The following is a 23,321-nucleotide window of genomic DNA, read 5'->3' as shown; positions in this document are numbered from 1 at the left end:
GTCTCAAAACAGCTCTCCCCTCTCCTTTTCTATTTCCTATTCTTCCATTTTATCACTATATCTTATTAAAACTTCTAAAAATAGATATTTAATCACTTTTTTAATTATTTATCTTATAAAAATGCTTTTAACACCTCTATATTTAAGCCCATAGCGGTACTCTCAAAGCCTCTTACTTCTTCTATATAAGCTTTGCAAAATCCCTCAACCATACAAGCCCCTGCTTTACCCATCCACTCACCACTTTTTAGATACTTTTCTAAATCATCTCTATCAAATTCTCTAAAACTGTAAGTTGTTTGTGAAATATCTATGATTTTTTTATATTTGCTTTGGTATATCATGCAGGTGATAATAGAGGTAAGATTGCCGCTTTGAGATAGTAAAATTTCTCTTGCCTCAGCCTCATCTTTAGCTTTTCGTAAGATTTTACCATTTGCTGTTACTACAGTATCGGCGACTAAGAGAGAAAGTTCATCATAACCAAAGGCTCTTAGGTTTGTCTCATACTTTCCCAAAGTAGCAAGATAAACAAACTCCTTAGGAGTTTTTGCAACTATAAAATCTTCATTAAAATCGTATGTCTCTTGGATAAACTCTATGCCAGCCTCATGCAAAAGTTTAGCACGAGTAGAGGAGTTGGATGCTAAACGTATCAGCTTAGTATCTCTTTTATATATTTTAATGCTTCTTGCTTTGCCTCGGGAAGTTTTGTTTTATCTTTTCCTCCAGCTTGCGCAAAGTCAGGTCTTCCACCACCGCCACCGCCAAGTATTGGAGCTATTTTTTTTATCCACTCGCCTGCTTTTGCATTAGCATCTTTTACACCAGCTGCGATCAGAACCTTGTCACCTTTTACCTGAAAAAGCATTGCACAAAGTCTATCGTTTTGCACTTTAAGTTCATCGATTTTCTCTTTTATATCGCCAGACATTAACTCTTCAACCACTACGCTTACACCATTAATAGTGTCTGCTTTTATCTCAACGCTAGAACTCTCTTGTGCAGTTTTAAGTTCCGTTTTTAACTCGTTTATATTTGACTTTAGTCTTGAGATACCAGCCAATACGTCAAGATTTTTAACCTCAGCTTCAACTTGCTTTAGCAACTCTCTTTGCTGGCAAAAGTATCTATAAGCAGCTTCACCGCATTGTGCTTCAATCCGTCTCACTCCTGCACTTACACCACTCTCTTTTGTGATGATAAATGAGCCTATATTTGCACTATTTTTAACATGAACACCACCACAAAACTCTATAGAAGCATCCCCAAAACTAACAACTCTAACTTCATCGCCATACTTTTCGCCAAACTGTGCTTTTGCACCGCTTTTCTTAGCATCTTCTATGTTTAAAAGTTCTGTTTTAGCCTCTATGCCTCTTAATATTTCATTGTTTACACGAAGTTCTATCTCTCTTAACTCATCACTACTTAAAGCTTTTGGATGCGAGAAGTCAAATCTTAATCTTGTGGCTTCTACTAGTGAACCGGCCTGTGAGATATGCTCACCTAGGACATCAAAAAGTACCGCATGTAAGAGATGAGTTGCCGAGTGATGTTTGATGATCTCATTTCTTGAGTTATCAACCTTTGCATCTACCATTTGCCCTACTTCTATCTTAGAGATAACTTTTATCTCTGAGAGGTTAAGTCCAAAAAAGCCTCTTGTATCCTTAACACTAGCAAAACCCTCAAGTTCTCCTATATCTCCACACTGTCCGCCACTTTCAGCGTAAAATGGAGTAGTATCTAGCATAACCCAGCCACTCTCATCTTTATCCAAAGAGTTAACTCTTTTAAAGTCCGCATCAAGCAGAGCTAAAACTTTTGAGTTATGGCTCATCTGCTCATAACCTACAAATTTATTTGCACCAAACTCTTCTAAAAGCTCTTTAAAGTCTCCCTGAGTTGCAATATCTCCACTTCCCCTCCACGCCGCTTTTGCGCGAGATCTTTGCTCCTGCATAAGCTCTTCAAATCTAACAAAGTCAAGTTTAATGTTTTTGCCTTTTAGCATATCCTCTGTCAAGTCAAGTGGAAAACCAAAAGTGTCGTAGAGTTTAAAAGCCACATCTCCACTAAAAGTATCTTTAGTGCTTCTTAGTTCTTCTTCAAAAAGAGCTATGCCAGACTCTATAGTCTTGAAAAATCTCTCTTCTTCAAGCTCTATTTGCTCTTTTACAGCTGCTGCTCTTTGGCTTAAGTACTCATATTCCCCGCCCATAATGCCAACTACAACATCAACAAGTTTATACATAAAAGCTTCTCTAAAACCCAAAAGATAGCCATGTCTTACAGCTCTTCGTAAAATTCGGCGAAGCACATATCCACGACCCTCATTTGAGAAGTTTATGCCTTGTGCTAATAAAAACAGAGCCGTTCTTATATGGTCAGCTATAACTCTATAAGATGCTCCACTTTTATAGACATACTCTTTGCCTATAAGCTTTTCAACCTCTTTGATGATTGGCATAAAAAGAGATGATTCATAGTTACTCTCAACTCCCTCACAAACAGCAGTAACTCTCTCTAAACCCATACCAGTATCGATGGATGGTTTTGGAAGTGGAGTCATTTTGCCATCAGCACTTCTTTCATATTGCATAAAAACAAGGTTCCAAATCTCTAAAAACCTATCGCCATCACCACCTAGATAATCCTCTTTAGAGTTAAAATTCTCAGCACCTTGGTCATAAAATATCTCACTACAAGGCCCACAAGGTCCAGTATCTCCCATTTGCCAAAAGTTATCTTCATCACCTAAGCGGAGAACTCTATCCTTTGCTACATATTTTTGCCAAAGAAGTTCAGCCTCATCATCGCTATCATGAACTGTAACCCAAAGTTTCTCAACAGGAAGTTTTAAAACCTCAGTTATAAACTCCCATGAGTAGGCAATAGCTTCTTTTTTAAAGTAGTCTCCAAAGCTAAAGTTTCCCAACATCTCAAAAAATGTATGATGGCGGCTCGTGTGCCCTACATTTTCTAAGTCATTATGCTTTCCGCCAGCTCTTAAACAGGTTTGACATGAAGTAACACGAGGATTTGTAGGTCGTGGGATTTCGCCTGTGAAGATTGATTTGAATGGAACCATACCAGCGTTGTTAAAAAGAAGCGTGGCATCTTCTGGGACTAAAGGTGCGGATGCAACTCTCTCATGGTTTTTTGATTCAAAAAATCTTAAGTACTCTTCTCTAATGTCCATCTGTTATTCTCTTTTATAAAATTGCGCGATTATATCTAAAAATATCATTGTTGAAGTTTAATTGTCTCCCTTAGTAAAAGTAGTTTTATTTTTTTATACTTAATAAGCATAAGTAATGTATAATAGTTACAATTAACCACGATAAAAGGATTGATTATGAATGTCTCAAGTACAACGCATTTAAATAATAATAGCATAAACTTAAATTCAAACATGACTAAGTTGTCGTCTGGATCAAAGATTAACAGTGCGGCTGATGATGCATCTGGTATGAGTATCGCAGATGGGATGTCTGCTCAAGTTCGTGGATTAGGTCAAGCGATACAAAATTCAAACAATGCCATAGGTATGATTCAAGTAGCTGATGGAGCGATGCAAGAGTATAGTAATATCTTAAATGATGTAAGAGGACTTACGCTAAAAGCTTCAAGCGGTATTATGAACAACAGCAACAGGGCCATTATACAAAATGAGATAGATGGACTTCTCTCCTCAGCAAACAACATCATAAATACTACTTCTTACAATGGTATTAACTTGCTAAGAGGTGATAATGAGTTTTCTTTTCATACTGGAGCAAATGGTGGTGAAAACATCAATGTTGATTTCGGAAATGCTGGCTCAATCTTGCCATCAGTAGATGTCTCAAACTCAGCTAGTATAGAAGATAGTTTGAAAAGTATAGACTCTGCTTTAGAATCTGCTGGGGATATTATGACAAACTTAGGTGCTGGACAAAATGCCCTAGAATCCAATGTAAGAAATATCTCTGTATCTCAAATCAATGTTGCTTCAGCAGAGTCACAAATCAGAGATTTGGATTTTGCAAAAGAGAGTGCAGACTTTAATAAAAATAGTATCTTAGACCAAGCTGGTATATTTGCATTGACACAAAAAAATATTGTACAAGCAAATGTTTTAAATCTTTTAAAATAGATTTAGTTCACTCTTTATCTCAATGTCGGGATACTTTTTTATAAATATTTCTGCGGCAATTCCATCTCCGTCGTAAAGTTTTTCTCTATTTTCATTTAAAATTGGCGTAGTTTTAAATCCACAACTAGGACTTCTTGCCTTTAAAACTATCAGATCTGTATTTGGATATTTTTTTATAAATGAGTATATCTCATCTTCTAAGAGTTTTGTAACATCTTTGTTTGTCTCATCAGTAATTATTCTGTTTTTCCCATCAATATTTATAACACTTATCCTCTCTCTTGGTGTTCCAAAGATAGGTGCTTCAGGACAAAAAGGGATAATCTCAAAATCTTTAAAGGCTTCAACTATTTCTGTAGTTTTTTTAGTCTTTCCATCATAACGGCAAAGATGCCCAAGTAAACAAGCTGAAATGATTACTTTTTTACACATTAGCAGATAATCACACTCTTAATCTCACTCATCTCTTCGATGGCAAATCTAGGACCTTCACGTCCTACTCCGCTAAGTTTGACACCGCCATATGGCTGAATGTCAAATCTTAAAGTAGGAATGTCATTTATCACAACCCCACCAGCGTCAAGTTCGTCTATTGCTCTTTTTGTTATGTCTAAACTATTTGTAAAGACTGAAAATTGTAAGCCATAAGGCGAGTTGTTCATGCGAGGCAAGGCATCCTCAAAACTCTCAACTTTAACAAGCGAGACAATAGGTGCAAAGACTTCCTCACAAACTATAGCCATATCATCTCTTACATCAGCCATAACACAAGGATAGAAAACTCTTCCCTCGCACTTTACTTCAAGCAGAGGTTTAGCTCCCTCTTTTATGGCGCTTTGCACCCACTCATATGCTCTTTTAGCCGAGTCATCATCTATGAGTGGACCTAAAAAAGTATCATCTTCATAGGGTGAGCCTACTTTTAGTTTGCTCGTCTCTCTTGCCATCTTAGATGCAAACTCATCGTAAATCTTAGCATCTACATAGATTCTTTGAAGTGAGATGCAGACTTGTCCAGAGTTTACAAAAGCGCCATAAGCACAACGCTGTGCTGCTAAGTCTAAGTCAGCACTTGCATCTATATATGTAGCTGCATTTCCGCCGAGTTCAAGTGAGATTTTTTTAATCCCAGCACTTTTTGTGATAATCTCTCCAACAGGAACTGAGCCAGTAAAGCTTATCACACGAGGTATATCACTACTTACTAGTGCGCCTCCAACCTCAGCATCTCCATAAACCACACTTAACGCATCCTTAATGGCGTACTCACTCTCTATAAAGAGCTTTGCAAACTTGAAAGCTGTAAGTGGTGCTTCTGGAGTTGGTTTTAGTACTACTGCATTTCCTGCAACAAGAGCAGGAGCCAATTTATGTGCGGCTAAATTTAGTGGGAAGTTAAAAGGAGTGATGGCAACTACAACACCAACTGGTATGCGTGTAAAGTAAGAGATAGTTTTTTTGCCACTACTCATAGCATCTGTATTTATAGTCTCTCCATGCATAGTTCTCATAGTCTCAGCACTCAGCCTTAGAGTCTCAACGCATCTATCTACTTCAATACGGGAAAAAAATATTGGCTTTGAAACTTCATCAGTTATGGTTTTTGCCATATCCTCTTTTGAAGCCTCTAGCTTGTTTGCAACATCTAAAATCCAATTGCATCTTTGTGCTAGGGTTGTTTTTTTAGCCTCTTTTGCTGCATCTTGTGCAATTTTTAGAGCCTTTTGAGCATCCTCTTTAGTGCATTTACAAGCACGTGATACTACACCTCCACTATAAGGACTTTTTCTTTGGGTAAAATTTTTACTTAAGCCCTGTGTTGAGCCAAAAAATATATTTGCATCCATAAAAATCTCCATCTTTATAGAGTGATTATACCATTTTAAATGGATGTTGTGAACAATCATAAAATTGGATACCAAATCAAAATAAGAGAATCGTTTAAAGTAGCTAAAGTAGGCATCTTAAGCTATTTACACTTTTTCTACATAATTTCTCGCTACCCTAATATAAAGGGAGGCATATATGAAACAGTTAATAATATTAGTGATTATCTCTTTGGCTTTAAATGCTAATACCATGAAGATGGATTATATAGGTGAGTTGTCTTTGTTTGGCAAAGTTGCTAGTGCAAAGGTTATTTACGACAATGATGGTAAGGAGTATAGTATCAAGATTACTGCTAGTGGATCTGGTATTCTTGGAAGACTAACCAATGATAAGCAGTATGTTTTACAAAGTATTGGGGTAGTAGAAGATGGCGTACTTATCCCTCAAAAGTACATAAAGTCTGAGTTTACACAAGACTTTAAAAAAGTAAAGACATACACGATAGACTATGAAAACGGTAAGACTTTTATCAATGAGTATAAAAAAGAGAGGGTTGAGGAGTCGACTTTTGACATTATTAGCGTCAAATACAACGTAACGCACAAGGATGTCGAGACAACCAAGGAGGAGGTTTTAGACACTATCTACAAGGATGATATGATTAGTATGTTTTTTAACAAAAGTAACAATCTCCTTGCTATGAAAGATAATGAGGTAAAGCGTATGACTGCTCTTGGAAGCGAAGACACACAAGAGGGTGTGGTAGTTAAACATATAAAACATGAGGGTGACAAGTCTATCTTTAGTGTAACAGTTGAAAAGGACTACTTAAGCGGTGGCTCTAAAGATGCTATCTTCACTCTAGATGATGAAAATATCTTATATGAGAGTAGGATTGATGGCATACTCTTTTTTGGAAATGCAGTAGTTAGAAGGGTTAAATAGTTATATTTTCTACCAGCTCCACTCTTTGTGGAGTAACTACGATAGCATCATAGGTAAAGTTCACGTCGAGCTTATTCTTTTTCAAAAATGTGTTGCCTGTTCTTATGAGTTTTCTTAGTTTACTTCTAGTTATGTTTTGTATGGCTAACTCATAATCAAGTCCGCTCTTTACCTCGATGAAGTGTAAAACGCTCTCTTTTGTAGCTATGATATCTATCTCGCCAAATCTTGAGTAGAAGTTTCTCTCTATAATCATAAAACCATTCTCATCAAGATATGCACAAGCTCTATCTTCTGCTATATTACCTTTGGCTCTGCTCAAAGATTTACAACCTCAACTTTTACACTCTTAAATGCAGCGGTAAGGATGAGTTCATCACACTCATCTCCAAAAAGAGCGTTGATTTTAGACTCCGCGTGATGGAAGGTTGTAAAGAGTGTTTTTGGTTGGACTTTATCTGTAAACTTTACACTTAGCGGCGAAGTCTGTCCATACCTTGATTTTAAGATAACTCTCTCGCTCTTAAAGTCATCTGCATCTCCATCATTTACTAGCAAAATATCCTCACTATATCTCTTATTTAATGATTCACTCCTTTTTGTTTGTGAAGCATTGTTGTATTGAGCTAGTGTTCTTCCTGTTGTAAGATGATAGCCCGTAAGATTTTTACCAACTATCTCCTCCACCATTCCACGAAGCTTGTACTGATGGTAGCAAAATCGCCCTAGCCCATTATCAGTTCTAAAGTCTAGCTGATGGAGTATCGGAGTATCTTCTGTATGGACTGGCCACTGGAGTCCCCTCTTTCTATGTCTCTCTAAGCGTGTATAGTCAGCTCCGCTAAATCTTCTATATGCGACCTCACGAACTTCATCCCAAACATCTTTTGAGCTCTTATAGTTAGCACTTCCGCCCATTTTATTATCTAGTAACTGCAAAACTTCCCAATCATCTGGCAAGTCGCTCTTTACAAGAGGTTGGGAGAGATGTAGTCTTCTCATAGCATTTATATAGACACCTGTTTTTTCATAAGCTGATTTTACACCTATAACAATGTCAGCTTTTTGTGCTATATCTGTCATAAAAAGCTCTTGAACTACTATAAGTTCTAACCTCTCTAAAGCACTATCTATCTTGTTTATATTTGGATGTATATGAGTTAAATCTTCGCCCATATTTAGTAGCGCCTTTATCTCTCCACAGAGCATCGCATCTACGAGTTGTGGAGTCATAAGCCCCACTTCTTTTGCATCTTGATAGTCTGGCTCGTAGTATGGAAGCATCCCCATATCACAGGCCCCTTGAACATTGTTTTGTCCGCGAAGTGGCATAAGTCCAACCCCACTTCCTCCAATATTTCCAGTCATAAGCGCTAAGTGCGTTATTGCCATAACAGCATTAGAGCCATCTATATGCTCAGTGATGCCAAGTCCCCAAAATATCATAGAGCGCTTTAGAGCGTACTCGCGAGCCACTTTTGGTATCAGCTTTGCTAAATTCTCATAACCCTCAACACTTTTAAAATAATTTGGATTTGCAAAAGGATCATTTAAAATCATCTGCTTAAACTCATCAAATCCCTCAGTTCTATGGGCTATAAACTCCTCACAGTAGATCTCTTCATCTATAATAACAAAGGCTAGCATATTTAGTACGAGCAAGTTTGCTTCATGAGGCATAATTGCTTTATACTTTGCAAATCTGTGGAGTTTTATCTCTCTTACATCAAAAACCGTTAGATTATCATGCTCGCGTGCTACATCGAGGATGCGATTTGAGATGATGGGATGCGCCTCAGTTGTATTTGAGCCGATGACTATCATAAACTCCGTGTTATATATATCGTTGTAGGGATTTGTAGCAGCACCCTCGCCTATAGTTGTTCTCATCCCTTTTAGAGATGGAGAGTGACAAACTCTAGCACAGTTATCAACATGAGGGGATTTTAGCGTTTTGCGGGTAAATTTTTGAAAAAAGTATGAACTCTCACATGAAGTTCTAGCACCGCCTATAGAGCAGACACTCTTTTGTCCATGCTTACTTTGAATCTCTTTTAACTTCATTGCAATAGCTGTAGTAACGCTATCTAAGTCAGTTTCATACCAAACATCATCAAGAGAGTTTAGAGATGAGAGGATGGTGTTTTTAATATTTGGATTTAATTCAAGAAAGGATTTTTTTATGCAAGGGACTCTTACTCTATCCTCAGCATCCACAAAGTCAAAACCATATTTTCCTTTAATGCAAAGTTTTCCTTGTGAGACAACTCCATCAGGATGAGCAAAGATTTTTTTTATCTTGTTTGCTTTTACATCTACGTTGGCAGCGATATCGCAGCCAACACCACAATAGGTGCAGACGCTATCTATTGTCTCTATATTTTCCATATATCTTCCAGTTTTAAACTATCCTAATCATTACAGGAGCCGCATTTACAAAGTCTAACTCTTGTATCTCTTCTATCATGTTTTGTATATCTCTCTCTAAGGCTATATGAGTAGATATTAGTAGGTTTGCAGAGTTTGCTTGTGATGGACGTTGGAGCATAGTCTCTATTGAGATATTGTGCTTTTCAAATATTTTAGCAAGTTTTGCTAAAACTCCTGTTCGATCTGAGACATTTATGCGAAGATAGTATTTTGAGTTTATATCAGCAGTCGCTTTTAGTGTTAGCCTTCCCTCTAGTGGTTTATCAAAACCTAACATCGGTGCAGATTTTCCACTTCTTGCAATATCTATGATATTTGCAATAACAGCACTAGCAGTTGCATCTCCACCAGCTCCCGGACCATAATAAAGTGTCTCGCCTACTTTGTCACCAACAACAGAGATAGCGTTCATAACACCATCTATCTTAGCTATCATCTCTTCTTCATTTATCAAACAAGCGTGAACTCTAAGCTCTACTTCATTTGCATCTTTTTTTGCGATGCCTAGTAACTTGATGACATATCCAAACTCTTTAGCAAAAGCTATATCTTCTTGAGAGATATTTTCGATTCCCTCGATTAGTATATCTTCAGGTTTAGCATCAATACCATAAGCGATAGATGCTAAGATAAGTAGCTTATGAGCAGCATCATAGCCACCTATATCAAAAGTAGGATCAGCCTCAGCATAACCTAAATCTTGTGCCTCTTTTAAGATTGCATCATAAGAGACTCCCTCATCTCGCATCTCTGTAAGCATATAGTTTGAAGTGCCATTCATTATGCCCATGATGGACTCTATATGATTTGCAGACAAGCCATCACGCAAAGCATTTATGATAGGAATCCCACCAGCTACAGATGCTTCATACTCAAAAGCGATATCTTTTGCCATATCTTGAAGCTCGTAGCGATGATAAGCTAAAAGAGCTTTGTTTGCTGTAACAACCGCCTTGCCACTACTTAGTGCGCGCTTAACTACTTCAAAAGCCTCTTCAACCCCACCCATAAGCTCAACGACGATATCAATCTCATCATCATCTAAGACATCATTAATATTGTCACTTAAGTTTATATCTAAACCTCTATCTTTACCTAGATCTTTTACAACCCCACACTTTACAACTATTTCAACACCTGCTCTTGCAGAAATAACATCAGCATTATCTTTTAAGATTTGAGCTACGCTTGTTCCAACTGTTCCAACGCCTATTATCCCTACTTTTACCATAGATATATTTCCTTTAATTTATTACTTTTTCTCTTCTTGAAACTGTTTTAAAAACTCTTTTATATTTCTTGCTGCTTGACGGATTCTGTTGTCATTTTCAATAAGTGCTATGCGAACATAGTTCTCGCCATAAGCACCAAAACCTATACCAGGGGCTACTGCAACTGCAGCCTCTTTAAGGAGCCTTTTTGAAAATTCCAAACTACCCAAATGTCTTGCACACTCAGGGATCTCAGCCCAAACAAACATACTAGCACGATTTTTACGAATCTTCCAACCAGCTCTCTCAAACGCACGAAGTAAAACATCTTGGCGATGGTTATACTTATCTGTTATATCTTGTACACACTGCTGATCACCATTAAGAGCTACCGTAGCTGCAACTTGTATAGGTGTAAACATTCCATAATCAAGCCACGATTTTATTTTTTGCAATGCTCCTATGAGTTTTTTATTTCCTACAAAAAAACCAACTCTCCAGCCAGCCATATTGTATGATTTCGAGAGTGTAAAACTCTCTACTGCTACATCTTTTGCACCTGGGACACTCATAATAGATGGAGTTTTGTACCCGCAAAAAGTTATATCTCCATAAGCGATATCTGAGATAACATAAAACCTTCTCTCTTTTGCCATCTTTACAAGACGTACATAAAACTCCTCAGTCACTGTAGCAGTTGTAGGGTTATGAGGGAAGTTTACTAAAACATATTTTGGCTTTGGAGAGCTCTCTTTAAAGACACGATCTAGATCATTAAAAAACTTATCCTCATCTAGCTTGTAATCCTCATCAAACTCTATACCAAACTTAACTACATTTCCACCTGCTAAGATAAAAGAGTACTCATGTATCGGGTAAGTTGGATCTGGGATTACTGCTACATCACCAGGGTTAGTTATAGCATAAGTTAGATGTGCATAACCCTCTTTTGAACCCATAGTAGCTACACACTCTGTCATTGGGTCTAGGTCACAATCGTATCTTCTTTTGTACCAGTCAGATATTGCCAAAAGTAGTTTTGGAATACCTTTTGAAGTTGAATAACCGTGAGTTTTAGTCTTATTGGCTGACTCTACAAGCTTTTCTCTTATGTGCTCTGGAGTGTCCCCATCAGGGTTCCCCATAGAGAAGTCGATAACATCAGAACCAGCTCGCCTTTGGGCCATCTTAAGCTCATTAACCTCAGCAAATACATACTTCGGTAGTCTCTTCATCCTGTCAAATTCTATTTCGTCAAACATCAAATATTCCTAAGCTAATTATTATCGTAATTCTAGCAAAATTATCTCTACTTTGCTAACAATCTTTATCTATCTTGCACCTATAGGCTTTAAAGTCAAATCATCTCTTATATTTTTTAGAGAGTAGATGTCTGAAATCTTTATGTAGTGAGTATTATCGCTAAGCTCAAGCGTGAGATTTCTTTTTTTGCTATCGTGTTTTTCAACCTTTAGCAGATGCAAAGAAGCATCATAGTGAGCAATGTAAGGGTACCAACTATTTCTTCTTGATGATAAGATTTTTAGTTGCTTGATTTGTGAGACATCTATCCACTTAGAGTACAGTGATCGCCTTAAACTCAGTTCTACTCCCTCTTGTAGTGATTCAACATTTAGCCTTCCATCCCTCATATCTACAACATAAGTCCAGTCAGTAGCTGAATTTCTTTTGATATCAACTATAGAGGAGCTACTTTTGTTAAGCTCTTGTTGCAAAATAAGCGGGTCTGTTGCATACTCTGATGTTAAGTTTATAGTCCAAGTAAATTCTGAATTATTTAGGTTTGATTCTTGTGTTACATATCTGTAGTAGCCAATATTTCTAAGGGTATCACCCATGATTTTAACAAAAAACAGAGGTGAACCACTAGTTTTAAATCGTAAGGTAAGCTCACTTGGTTTCTTAAAAAAGAGATTTAAAAGTCCACTCTCCTTTAGGGTCTGTATAACTTTTACAGCATCAACTCTATTGTTTACAAAATAATCAGATTTTGGAGAAAAAAGTATATCTATATATGCTCTATTTTGCTCGTATGTATTAGGATTTATGAGAGTTTTTATCTTTTGTGCTAAAAGCTCACTATCTTGCAGGGCATCTGCAAAAAAGAGTGAGCTAAAAAGTAAAAGAGCAAAAAATACTTTTACCATTTTTGTCCTCTATTTAGCTCTTTAAACTCTGTAAAACTTATCTTTGAGAGCTTAGAATCTTTATATAAAAGTCTAAGATTTGATCTATCATTAAACTCTTTTACAACTCCGTCTATCTCTATATTTACATTTCCGTGACCAAGGGAGAGTAACCAATCTTTATTTGGATTTAACTCTAACTCACCTTTAAATAATTTTTGATACTTTTTATGGTTTGAAAGGTCAATATATCCTATCCATAACTCAACTTTTGGTAAAATTTTAAAAGATTTTATAACTTCGGTAACCTCAGCCTCTGCTATCTTTTCTTCTTCCTCTATCTCTGTTATTGTTGCATTTTCATCTTCTATCTCTTCTTCGCTTAGGGTTTCTAACTTATCACTTTTAAGCATACTTTGTTGAGCATTTTTAATAGCACTATTATCAATGCTGTGGTTATCAGTTTTCTCACTACTCTGGGCTATTTTATCTAGGGTAAAAAATATAGCTACTGCAAATATCGCTATAGCTATTAAAACATAAACAAAGGTGTACTTTTTCTTTCTTGTAGGGGAGACAAAAAATCTAGTCTCACTATCATCTTCTTCTGGAGCATTAAGAAAATAATACTCATCAACCTTAGCTTTAAACTCACTCAAATCTACATCATACTCTCTTTGTAAGATAGATATAAAACCTTGCATTTGAATCTTTGTCATATCCTCAAAAGCTTCATGCAAAAGAGCTTGAACATGATGTCTTGCTATATGTGTTTGTTCATGTATTTTTTGTGCACCTATCTCTCTTAATCTCTTAAGCCCATCACTCATATTCTCATCCTATCCATCAAAATAGCTCCTGCCACACTAACATTTAAAGAGTCAAATTTATGCGACATTTTTATACTTACAACCTCATCTAACTTTGATACTATTCTTTTGCTTAAACCCTCTCCCTCGTTACCAAGGACTAAAACTCTTTTTTGCTTTAACTTGACATCTCTTATGTCAACTCCGCCCATATCAGCACCATATAAACAAAACCCAGATGTTTTTAAGTCATTTATTACATCAAAGATATTGTGTTCTAGCGCGAAGGGCATATCAAACAGAGCGCCAGTACTTGTTCTTACTATTGGCGCGAGGTTAAGATTTTTAACTCCACATGCCACTATACCTTGGACTCCCATTGCATAAGCAGTTCTTACAATGGCTCCAATATTTCCGACATCAGTCAGTCCAGATAAGACTAAGACAAACTCTTTATCTAAAAAAGATTTAAAATGGTGCAGTTCATACTCATCGATCTCAGCTAAGATACCTTGATGATTTGCATTTTTACACATCGCTCCAGCTGCATCTGATGGAATGCGTTTTACTTCAAAGTTCATCTTCATCAAGCGAGCATACTCTTTTTTATCTACTTCTTTTGCCAGGTAGAGAGTCTTTATCTTGTTTGGATAATTCTGTATAAGATATTGGATTGGTTGTTTGGCATAAATTAACATATGGACATTCTAGCAAAAAAAAGTGATAATGCAGTCATTTTGTTATATATTTATAGCTTAAGTAGTCTTTCATAACAAGATTTAGTGTTTTCTTGTGTTATTTTGCAGATGAGTTTTGCTTGTACTTTTTTTGGTAAATCTAGTTCTAAAATGTCATTTTCACTAATAGCACTATAATTTTGTCTCTCGCTCTGGCTTATCACAACCACCCATTCGCCCCGAAAATTGTCATTTATCTCATCTAATAATTCTAAAGCAGTTCCACTAAAATATGTTTGATATTTTTTGCTTATCTCTTTAGCTAAAAATAGTTCTCTTTTAGGTTGCTCTTTTGCCACTTCTAAGAGAAGTTTTTTAAGCCTGTGTGGTGACTCATAAAGAACGGTTGTAAAACCACTAAATAGAGCAGCATTAAGCGAGGCCACTCTATCACTTCCCTTATGAGGTAAAAATCCCCAAAATAGTAGCCTTGTCTCTACAAAGCCACTTGCCACAAAAGCAGTAAGCAAGGCACTTGCACCCGGCAAAACATCATACTCAATGCCGTTTTCTTGTGCATATTTTACAAGAGCTTGACCAGGGTCACTGATGCCAGGCATTCCAGCATCACTAACATAGACTACTTCTTTGTCAAAAAAAGAGATATCTAGTTTTTCTATAAAGCTTTTTTCATTGTGTGAGTGAAGTGAGATGAAGCGTTGGTCTTCTTTAAAAGAAGTGTTGTAACGCTCTTTTAGTATATGGATAAGCTTTTTTGTGACTCTTGTATCTTCACAAAGTAGGATATCAGCTTCTCTTAGTGCCTCAATGGCTCTAAGAGAGATGTCGCTTATGTTTCCAATGGGAGTTGGAACAAGACTAAGCACTGTTAAATCTCACTCAAATTTGTAGTTACGCCTTTAGCGAGAAAAAACATTGAAGTTTCTAGTTTTTTGCGTAGCGCTTTTTAAACTTCTCAATTCTTCCAGCTGTATCTACCATTCTCTCAGAGCCTGTAAAAAATGGATGACACTCATTACAAATGTCTATACGAAGCTCACTATCTACGCTTTTAGTCTCAAAGCTGTTTCCACAAGCACAAGTTACTGTACATGTTACTAGTTTAGGGTGAAGATCTTTTTTCATGTTTTGCCTTTTGATACTCGTTAATGTGCGAATATCTATATATTTTTTAAATCCGTATGGGGGCGGATTTTTAGAGTTGCAATTATACCCAAACTTATCTTAATTTAGTTTTTGCCCGGAGCCCAGAACAAGTTCGGAGCTCCAATCTTGTCACACCTCCCAAACTAGTTCCCACGCAGAGCGTAGGAGTCAGAGAGCCCTGCCCTGTGCTACTTTAAAACCTATCACATCTTTCAAAAAAGATCTTTACAACAGCATTTTAGAAGAGATAGCAACTACTGCACTTTCGGAACGAAGTACCATTGGAGTATCTAGCATAAAACTCTTTTGAGATAGCAGCATCTCTCTCTCATTTTGAGAAAATCCACCTTCACAGCCAATAAGCACTCTCTTAAAATCTGCATCAAATGCTAGGGGATTTTTGCAAAAGTCAAAAACTACCACATCGCTAAATTCATGCAAAAACTCTTTAATATTTTTATACTCATCAAGCTCCATCATATCGCTTCTCCCACACTGTTGCATAGAAGCTATCAAGATCCTCTCAAACCTTACAAAATCAAGTTTGATATTTCTCTGACTTCTATCACAATAAACAAACGAGACTCTGCTAACCCCAAGCTCATTTAACATGGGAAGTACTTTTTCTATTGATTTTACATCTATAACACACCATGCCACATGAAGATAGTTTTTGCTTTTAACTTCAAGCATCTGGGATGAGACTAAAGTAAGCTCTAAACTCTTGGCATCTAGACTTGAGATTTTATACTTATAAAGCATAGAAAGGTTATCTTTTGCTCTTAAGTCTACCTCATCATCAAGCTTATGTCTACGAACTTTTATAAGATACTTATAAAGCTCTCCTTTTATAGTAATAATATCTTTTGACGCCTCATCACAAAGTACAAACTTCAAAACCACATCCAAACAGAGATGCTAAGAACTACAAATATCTCTATAGCAAAAATTTTATATGCCTCTTGTTTATGACCCTCCAACGCATCTGGGTGCTCTTTATTTAGCCTTTGTAGCTTTTTTGATCTTTTATTTTCTAAAACTATCAGCACAATGGCAAATAGTATCATCAAAATATTTTCTACACTAAAATCAAGATGTTTAGCAGCCATCATAACCACACCAGTAAAGATAACCGCACCAATAACTGTCATTCCTATAGGCATAAAAAGGGTCACAAATCTCATATAAGCTCTTGTATTATCAGCTCGCACAAGCATCAAAAAGTTAAACAAAATCACCGCTAAAATCCCATAAACACTATAGTTATGTATAACTATACTCATCTCATACATTTCATTCATGGTGCAATTCTACTATAAATTCTACGTAAATAGCTATGAGTTTACATATTAGAAGTTTGAAAGTCCATACTATGCTACAATACTAAAACATTTTAAACCATTTAAAAAGAGGCATTTATGAGCGTTACTATACTTCAAGCATTGGATTTTATCTATAAAAATACAAAAACAAAAGCACTTAAAATTTTACCCCTAGAGCAGGCACTCGACTTCATCTTAGCAGAAGATATTTACGCAACTCACAACCTTCCACCATACAATAACTCGGCGATGGATGGTTACGCGGTAAAAATTTTAGATGCAGGAAAATGTGTTAAAGTAGAGCATACTATCTTTGCTGGTGATGACTCTAGTGAGGTTTTAACATCAGGTTATGCTATAAAAATTATGACAGGAGCTAGGATTCCTGAGGGTTGTGAGTGCATAGTTCCTAAAGAAGACACAAAAGAGTGTCAAGATGGAGTTATACTTCCACAAAACCTCTCAAAGGGCAAACATATCAGGCTTTGCGGAGAAGATATCAAAAAAGAAAATTTACTTTTACAAAAGGGGCAGAGGCTTCAAGCCCATCAGATAACACTCTTAGCATCTCAAGGTATAAGCCATATAAAAGTTCACAAAAAACCACGCCTTGCCCTCTTTGCATCAGGAAATGAACTTAAGATGCACTTTGAACAAGTAGAGTCTCATCAGCTCTACAACACAAACACACCTACTCTTTTAGCTCGTGCGAAAGAACTAGGCTGCGAAGTTGAGTTTATCGGTACGGCAGAGGATACCTTAGACGATCTAAAAGAGCATATAAAAAGTGCCCTCAATTCCGATCTTATTGTAACTTCAGGTGGAGCTAGTGTAGGAGATGCAGATTTTACAAAAGAGGCCTTTAGCTTCTTTGGCATGGAGACTTTTTTTGACAAGGTAGAGATAAAGCCAGGAAAACCAACAGCATTTGGTAAGATAGGCAATACATTTATCTTAAACTTACCAGGAAATCCACTAGCTGCCACACTAAATTTTGAACTCTTTGGAGGAAGCATCATCTTGGCACTAAGCGGAGCACGTGAAAAATACCTAAAAGGTATAGATGCAAAGATGCAGAGTGAGTACAGACTAAAAAAAGGTCGCATCTCTTTAGTGCCTGGAACATTTAATGGAAGTAGTTTTGAGCCTTGCAAAAAATTTGCTCCGGGCATGGTCTCACCCCTTGCTAACTCAAACTCTTATATCATGATAGACGCAGGAATTGAAGTGTTAAAAAAAGATGAAAAAGTAAAAGTTATACCTCTAAGATTTAGCTTTACAACAGATAAGCAAGAGAGCCTGCTATAATTAACAAGCAAGAGAGAGATCAGACAACACTGATCCCTTTTCTATATACAGTTCCTGTAAAAGTGGCAATAGTGTTATCTCCTTCATCGCTTATGCGTACTTCATAAGTTGCGATTTTTTTGCCATCGCTTAGTTCTTTTGCTTTGGCAAAGAGTTTACCGCAAGATTTTGCTTTTTGAAAGTTTATATTTGCATTGATACCCAAAGAGAGGTTGTTTTTTGAGTTTGAAGCAATAGCAAAAGCAAAATCAGCTAAAGAAAATAAAAATCCACCATGGACTACATCTGCCCCATTGAGGTGTTCTTCTTTTATAGTAGTACTTACTGTAGCACTTCCTTCTTCTATACTCTCTATATGAAAGCCTAAAAGTTTTGCAAATCTATCTTGTTTTTCAAAAAATTCTCTTATCTTATTCATGTTACTCCTTCGTCTGATAATTCTTTCTTTCTCGTTCCCACGCTCCAGCGTGGGAATGCATATATATATACATCACACCAAACCAAAAAAGACAACCCCATTAAACCGTTGTTGGATTTGTAAAGCTTTCGCCCCTTTTTACTCTCTCCCACAGCTCTCTATCGCTAAAATCATCTAGCACAGCCTGAGAAAAAACAATACTATCAAGCTCGATAACACCCATATCTTTTGAGTAAGCATCATAACTAAAAGCTTGTGCATAACCTGTTGCAGTCTCGTGGACTATAACGCTATGGAGTTTTACTTCTCTCTCACCGTTTACTGTGTTTGTGAGTTGCAAGAGTCTATCTATCATCACAAAAAAGACACGGCTAAACTGCTCGCATGAGGGCGAAACTGGAAGCTCTATCCATCTCTGTGAGTGTTTTTTCATATCTTTTATATACTCTACTTTATCACTACTCCAGATACTAACTCCATGATCAAAAGCGTCTATTAGCTCTTTCATATTTTGCTTCATAAGCCCAAAGTCATAAACCATCTGAGCATTATCTAAAAAGTTTGACTCAAAAAGAAGCTCTACTTTGTAAGAGTGACCATGCAAAGAACTTCTACACTTTTGTGTTGAACACCCTCTTACTATATGAGCATTTTCAAACTTAAACATTTTTCTTATAATCATAACTTAGACTCCCTTGTTTGCATCCCAGATTCTTATATGAAGTCTATCTGAGAAGTTGTAACCTTTAGCTTTACAAAACTCTACTAGCATCGGGGTATTTGCCTCAACGGTTTTTTTATCTCCACCTACTGGCATACAAAAAACATCAGCACTAGGTGCATGTGAAGTTATATCAAATATCTCATCTTCTAAACCTAAGTTTATAGACTCAGCATCTACGCTAAACTTAAAGTAAGCATCTTTTGCGTTAGTTGCTATGGAGTTTATAACCTCGCCTCTTACCCTTTTTTTATATGGCTCATTTGAGTTTGAGAGTTTCACCGAGAGAGCAAAAATGCACTCTTTATAAATCTCATATTTAAAAAAATTAACCGCAATAGTCGCATTTGTCTCAAAACAAATCCTATGACCTCTTTGATGAAGAACTTGTAAAAACTCAACAAAAATTTCATCTTGTGCATATAAAAGAGGCTCACCACCAGTGAGTACTATGTCCACACTTTTTTCTGGAAGCTCATAAAGTTCTAGGATATTTAAAAGTTCTCTGGCTTTTGTTATCTTGCCCCATTGTGAGGAGAAGTGTTCTTTGTTTACCGCATAAACAGTATCGCAACCCACAACTACAGTGCCATCAGGAGCAACTTCGCTACAAGCAAAACCCTCGCATTTTAAGTTACAAGCACCAAAGCGAAAAAAGAGTGATGGAGTCCCAATATAACGCCCTTCTCCTTGGATACTATAAAAATGTTCAACGAGGTATATCATCTATTTCCAATTTTAAAACTTATGTAATTTTTGAAACCCTCAAGAGATCCTGAATCAAGTTCAGGATGACGGGTTGTGGGAATTCATGATGACGAAGTAACGTCATTGCGAGCTAGCACTTCCGTTACTGCGGGCTTGACCCGCAATCTCATCAACCCAACTTCCGTCATTGCCACTCCAAAAAACCGTCATTGTTGGCTTGACCCGCAATCTCATCAACCCAACTTCCGTCATTGCCACTCCAAAAAACCGTCATTGTTGGCTTGACCCGCAATCTCATCAGGCTTCAAAGCCTCTCTAACTCCCACGCTCTGCGTGGGAACGAGACTCACCCACCAGTCTCATAAAAAGCTCTTGATGAGATTTCGCCCTCATCTCCACCCCAACGATTTTTCTCTGGCTTAGTTCTCACAACTTCTCTTAAAACTTCCCCAGCAGCTTTTATATCTCCAGCTTTGATAGCTTTTGATATGCTCATAGCCTCATCAAAATAGAGACATGGGATAAGATTCCCCTCTGCTGTTAGCCTGATGCGATTGCACTGCTTACAAAAGTCATCTTCATAAGGCTCTATAATGCCAAATCTATAACCATCACTCATAGTGTAGTAGTGAGATGGGGAGGAGCCATCAAAACCATCATCGCTAAACTCATACTTAGCTCTTAAAATATCCAAAAGTTCAGCTGATTTTAGCCCCTCTATCTCTTTAGATGCAAAAGAGTTTTGCATATACTCGATAAATCTAACGCTAATGTCACGCTCTTTACAATACCTCAACACATCTATAATCTCATCGGCATTAAGGCTCTTCATCGGAACCATGTTGGCTTTTACTTTTAGTCCAACTCGAAGTGCTTCATCAACTCCCTCAAGGACATTTTTTAGTACATCTTTTTGAGCTATCTTTTGGGCAATTTTAGGCTTTAATGTGTCGATGCTAACATTTATGCGCTTTAGTCCTGCATCTTTTAACCTTTGTGCTGTGCCTTTAAGCAAAAAGGCATTTGTTGTCATCGCTAGGTCAATATTTGGCTCATAGTCATAGATCATCTTTATAAACTTATCTAAATCTTCTCGCAGAAGTGGCTCTCCACCTGTTATGCGAATCTTTTTTACACCCTCATCTATAGCTATCTTCATAAATAAAAATAGCTCTTCAAAGCTAAGCAAGTTCTCTTTTGGTACCCACGAAAAAGGCTTCTCTGGCATACAGTACTGACATCTAAAGTTACATCTCTCTGTCACAGAGACTCTTAAGTAGTCAACAACTCTATCATAACTATCTATTAGCATTGTATATCTTACTTATTTAGTATGTTTGTTTTTAGAGTTTTAAACTCTTCTTCGTTTATGATGCCTTTTTCTTTTAGTCCATAGGCTTTCATAATTTCATCTGTTTTTGACATCGGTGCTGTTTGCATGTGTGTTTTTGAGGTTGCTGGAGCTTGAGCAGATACTGGAGCTGGTGCTACTGCTTTTACCTCCATAGACTCACTCTTTTTAGGGTTTACAAACTCTGTTATAATGTTCTCAGGTGACTCTTCTGATGAGCCTGCTAGTCCAGTTGAAGCTATCTCTGCTTTTGCCTCAGAACTTTTTACTTTTACAAAGTCAAATGCACTCCCATCTTGGCTATCTACTATCTTTAAGTAGTAAGTCTCACCCTCTTTTAAGTCAAGGTCAAGAACTACCTCTTGTATCTGGTTCTTTGTAGCTGAGAGTGTCATAGCTTGTGGTTTTAAGTTTAAAACCATATATTCGCCGTCTTTTATTCTTTGCATAACTGGTTTGTTATTGATGCGAAGTGAGTACTCACCACGATTTACGCTATCACTTGAGCCTAAATGTACCTTTGCATATACATAGACTAGAGCTGCACTGTCAAGTGGTTCTTGGAGTTTAAAAGCTGTTTTGTTTCCACATGCACTAAAGAGTAGTAAAGTGGCTGTTAGTAGGAGTGTTTTTAGTATTTTCATTTGATTTCTCTCTTAGTTTAAAGTCAAGAGATTATATCATAAAGTTTTTGATTGGGGATTGATTTTGAAGAATTCCTACGCTTTAAAGGCGTAGGAAAATTTTGTTAGAGCTGTTATCTTTTAAGCTATGTGCTTATTAGAAGTTGTAACGACCCCAAAGACGAACTCTGTGTTCAGTGTCCATATTAATAGCATTCTTTTTATCAAAATCTCTATAGATATATCCAGCGAAATATTGAACGCCAGCAGCTTTAACTTTATAGATCAGGTCAAATTCATTATAATCGTTATCAGCACCCATTAGGTTAGCTTTACCAGCTGAAGTCATAGTGCCTTGTGCGATTACTGTACCATAATCACCTGTATTATAAGCAGCTTTAAGCAAGAAAGTATCTGCATCAAGAGAGATAGCATCTTGGTTATATGTCATTTGAGTATATAGTGGAGATTTGATACCAGTACCAAAGTTTTTGATAGCTACAGCAGGCTTGCTGTCATCACCATCTACTGTTGTAAATGCTGCACATAGAGTAAGAGCCTCTACTGGAGCTATGCCAACTTTAACACCAAATGCAGTAGTGTCTTCTAAAAGTGAGCTATCAGTCATAATAGTTCCACCTTGAAGACCAAGCTTAAGTCCCATTGGTAGATCTTTTCCAGCAATAGCTACGTCAGCCCATAGAGCATCTGCGCCTTCTAAGTTTGTTGTATATGCAGAATCTTTTATCTGTGACACACCATAGTATGAAGCAGTTACTGTAGTCATAGGGATAGACTTATTTTGTACTGTTAGCATATAAGCCGTGCCATCAACAGCAGCTTTACCAGCATAGCTAGCAACTGGAGTTAAGTCACCAGTTGAACTTAAATCCATACCAGTTCCACCTGAAACATATGCACCAACTAAAGTAGTATCTGGGATATCAGTGTTTACTGCCAAAATTGCATCAAAAGTGTTCTTAAATACACTCCAACCCTCTGAATAAGCAAAAGGAGAAAGTGATTTTGGAAGCTCTTGGCGACCAATTTTAACTGTAGTATTAGCAATTTTTTTAGCTACAAAGATCTGAGTTAGAGCTACTTGATTTCTAGTATCTGTGTTGTTTATACCTGGCTGTTTTTCTGCAGTAACAAGATTTTTCTCTAAACCAGCTGTACCTAAGTAAGATAGTTGTGAACCAAAAGTGAAGTTATTTTTAAGGTCAGCATCTAGGTTTAGTTGAAGACCAACGTTCGCTTGTGAGTTATCTTTATGAAAAACATCTTCTGTACCATCTCCATTGTTAGTACCTGTTTCATAGTAAAGAACTGCTTGACCAGTTGTTACGATATCTATACCCTTGTCAGCTGCCATTGCAGTTGTTGCGATTAGCGACGCTGCCGCTAAAGAAACCATTGTTTTTTTCATTCTAATTCTCCTGTTTTTTTTAAAAGTTACCACATTTTTGAGGTGTGATACATTTTGAGACTACATATTGTACAAGGGTAATTT

At 36.9% G+C, this 23,321-nt stretch carries 24 protein-coding genes; 3 read left to right on the top strand and 21 right to left on the bottom strand.

Annotated features, from left to right (window positions below; all coding sequences use genetic code 11):
* Positions 1-113: 113 nt before the first annotated feature.
* Together maf and alaS are read right to left on the bottom strand one after the other, a co-directional pair.
* Positions 114-659 (bottom strand): septum formation inhibitor Maf, encoded by a 546-nt coding sequence (gene maf / locus M947_RS18075; RefSeq protein ID WP_031347975.1) that lies wholly within the window; start codon positions 657-659, stop codon positions 114-116.
* The gene (gene alaS / locus M947_RS18070; RefSeq protein WP_021287510.1) at positions 656-3,205 is read right to left on the bottom strand and encodes an alanine--tRNA ligase; all 2,550 of its coding nucleotides are present in this window, start codon (positions 3,203-3,205) and stop codon (positions 656-658) included. The genes maf and alaS overlap by 4 nt, the downstream gene beginning before the upstream one ends.
* 156 nt (positions 3,206-3,361) lie before the next feature.
* On the opposite strand from alaS, the gene M947_RS18065 reads away from it, so the two are divergent.
* Positions 3,362-4,141 carry a flagellin gene (locus M947_RS18065; protein ID WP_021287509.1) on the top strand — a complete coding sequence of 260 codons (780 nt, stop codon included), beginning with the start codon at positions 3,362-3,364 and terminating at the stop codon, positions 4,139-4,141.
* Here M947_RS18065 and M947_RS18060 read toward each other — a convergent pair.
* Complete coding sequence (locus M947_RS18060; protein ID WP_021287508.1) at positions 4,133-4,573, bottom strand: 2-thiouracil desulfurase family protein; 441 nt, start codon at positions 4,571-4,573, stop codon at positions 4,133-4,135. The genes M947_RS18065 and M947_RS18060 overlap by 9 nt on opposite strands.
* On the bottom strand, positions 4,573-5,988 hold the full coding sequence (locus M947_RS18055; protein WP_021287507.1) for an aldehyde dehydrogenase family protein: 1,416 nt from the start codon (positions 5,986-5,988) through the stop codon (positions 4,573-4,575). Before M947_RS18055 ends, M947_RS18060 begins: the two co-directional genes overlap by 1 nt.
* A 178-nt stretch (positions 5,989-6,166) precedes the next feature.
* Here M947_RS18055 and M947_RS18050 point away from each other — a divergent pair, with 178 nt between their 5' ends.
* A complete protein-coding gene (locus tag M947_RS18050; RefSeq protein WP_021287506.1) occupies positions 6,167-6,916 on the top strand; it encodes a DUF3108 domain-containing protein in 750 nt (249 codons plus the stop codon).
* Here the strand turns inward: M947_RS18050 and M947_RS18045 are convergent.
* The 11 genes from M947_RS18045 to M947_RS17995 all read right to left on the bottom strand — a co-directional run bounded on the left by M947_RS18045 (position 6,909) and on the right by M947_RS17995 (position 16,658).
* On the bottom strand, positions 6,909-7,238 hold the full coding sequence (locus M947_RS18045; protein ID WP_021287505.1) for a YraN family protein: 330 nt from the start codon (positions 7,236-7,238) through the stop codon (positions 6,909-6,911). The genes M947_RS18050 and M947_RS18045 overlap by 8 nt on opposite strands.
* A complete protein-coding gene (locus tag M947_RS18040) occupies positions 7,235-9,304 on the bottom strand; it encodes a molybdopterin oxidoreductase family protein (RefSeq protein WP_021287504.1) in 2,070 nt (689 codons plus the stop codon). The genes M947_RS18045 and M947_RS18040 overlap by 4 nt, the downstream gene beginning before the upstream one ends.
* Before the next feature lie 13 nt (positions 9,305-9,317).
* Positions 9,318-10,577, bottom strand: coding sequence for a homoserine dehydrogenase (locus M947_RS18035; RefSeq protein ID WP_021287503.1), 1,260 nt, complete (start codon positions 10,575-10,577; stop codon positions 9,318-9,320).
* Positions 10,578-10,598: 21 nt separating this feature from the next.
* Positions 10,599-11,819: an LL-diaminopimelate aminotransferase gene (locus M947_RS18030; protein ID WP_021287502.1), complete on the bottom strand. Its 1,221-nt coding sequence runs from the start codon at positions 11,817-11,819 to the stop codon at positions 10,599-10,601.
* A 69-nt stretch (positions 11,820-11,888) separates the two neighbouring features.
* Positions 11,889-12,725, bottom strand: coding sequence for a hypothetical protein (locus M947_RS18025; RefSeq protein WP_021287501.1), 837 nt, complete (start codon positions 12,723-12,725; stop codon positions 11,889-11,891).
* The gene (locus tag M947_RS18020; RefSeq protein WP_021287500.1) at positions 12,719-13,534 is read right to left on the bottom strand and encodes a hypothetical protein; all 816 of its coding nucleotides are present in this window, start codon (positions 13,532-13,534) and stop codon (positions 12,719-12,721) included. Before M947_RS18020 ends, M947_RS18025 begins: the two co-directional genes overlap by 7 nt.
* Positions 13,531-14,211 (bottom strand): 23S rRNA (guanosine(2251)-2'-O)-methyltransferase RlmB, encoded by a 681-nt coding sequence (gene rlmB / locus M947_RS18015; RefSeq protein ID WP_021287499.1) that lies wholly within the window; start codon positions 14,209-14,211, stop codon positions 13,531-13,533. Before rlmB ends, M947_RS18020 begins: the two co-directional genes overlap by 4 nt.
* A 50-nt stretch (positions 14,212-14,261) precedes the next feature.
* Entirely contained in the window at positions 14,262-15,077 is an 816-nt protein-coding gene (rsmI, locus tag M947_RS18010; RefSeq protein WP_021287498.1) for a 16S rRNA (cytidine(1402)-2'-O)-methyltransferase, read from the bottom strand.
* Between the two features lie 58 nt (positions 15,078-15,135).
* Complete coding sequence (gene rpmE / locus M947_RS18005) at positions 15,136-15,336, bottom strand: 50S ribosomal protein L31 (protein ID WP_021287497.1); 201 nt, start codon at positions 15,334-15,336, stop codon at positions 15,136-15,138.
* A gap of 246 nt (positions 15,337-15,582) precedes the next feature.
* Positions 15,583-16,260: a 16S rRNA (uracil(1498)-N(3))-methyltransferase gene (locus M947_RS18000; RefSeq protein WP_245541255.1), complete on the bottom strand. Its 678-nt coding sequence runs from the start codon at positions 16,258-16,260 to the stop codon at positions 15,583-15,585.
* Positions 16,251-16,658, bottom strand: coding sequence for a hypothetical protein (locus tag M947_RS17995; protein WP_021287495.1), 408 nt, complete (start codon positions 16,656-16,658; stop codon positions 16,251-16,253). The genes M947_RS18000 and M947_RS17995 overlap by 10 nt, the downstream gene beginning before the upstream one ends.
* A 117-nt stretch (positions 16,659-16,775) precedes the next feature.
* Here M947_RS17995 and M947_RS17990 point away from each other — a divergent pair, with 117 nt between their 5' ends.
* Positions 16,776-17,987: a molybdopterin molybdotransferase MoeA gene (locus M947_RS17990; protein ID WP_021287494.1), complete on the top strand. Its 1,212-nt coding sequence runs from the start codon at positions 16,776-16,778 to the stop codon at positions 17,985-17,987.
* A 19-nt stretch (positions 17,988-18,006) separates the two neighbouring features.
* Here the strand turns inward: M947_RS17990 and M947_RS17985 are convergent, their stop codons facing one another.
* From M947_RS17985 to M947_RS17960, 6 genes are all read right to left on the bottom strand, one after another.
* Positions 18,007-18,405, bottom strand: a complete 399-nt coding sequence (locus M947_RS17985) for a PaaI family thioesterase (protein WP_021287493.1) — start codon at positions 18,403-18,405, stop codon at positions 18,007-18,009.
* A gap of 100 nt (positions 18,406-18,505) precedes the next feature.
* Positions 18,506-19,087, bottom strand: coding sequence for a 6-pyruvoyl trahydropterin synthase family protein (locus M947_RS17980; RefSeq protein ID WP_021287491.1), 582 nt, complete (start codon positions 19,085-19,087; stop codon positions 18,506-18,508).
* Positions 19,088-19,090: 3 nt separating this feature from the next.
* A complete protein-coding gene (locus M947_RS17975) occupies positions 19,091-19,852 on the bottom strand; it encodes a 7-carboxy-7-deazaguanine synthase QueE (RefSeq protein WP_021287490.1) in 762 nt (253 codons plus the stop codon).
* 328 nt (positions 19,853-20,180) lie between these two features.
* The gene (gene moaA, locus M947_RS17970; RefSeq protein WP_021287487.1) at positions 20,181-21,146 is read right to left on the bottom strand and encodes a GTP 3',8-cyclase MoaA; all 966 of its coding nucleotides are present in this window, start codon (positions 21,144-21,146) and stop codon (positions 20,181-20,183) included.
* Between the two features lie 8 nt (positions 21,147-21,154).
* Positions 21,155-21,829 carry a hypothetical protein gene (locus tag M947_RS17965; RefSeq protein WP_021287486.1) on the bottom strand — a complete coding sequence of 225 codons (675 nt, stop codon included), beginning with the start codon at positions 21,827-21,829 and terminating at the stop codon, positions 21,155-21,157.
* Between the two features lie 136 nt (positions 21,830-21,965).
* Positions 21,966-23,237, bottom strand: a complete 1,272-nt coding sequence (locus M947_RS17960; RefSeq protein ID WP_021287485.1) for an OprD family porin — start codon at positions 23,235-23,237, stop codon at positions 21,966-21,968.
* Positions 23,238-23,321 lie beyond the last annotated feature (84 nt).

The organism is Sulfurimonas hongkongensis (assembly GCF_000445475.1).
In the GTDB taxonomy this organism is placed as follows: domain Bacteria; phylum Campylobacterota; class Campylobacteria; order Campylobacterales; family Sulfurimonadaceae; genus Sulfurimonas; species Sulfurimonas hongkongensis.
The sequence above is the reverse complement of the archived record's forward strand: the minus strand, read 5'-3'. Positions and strand labels throughout refer to the sequence as shown.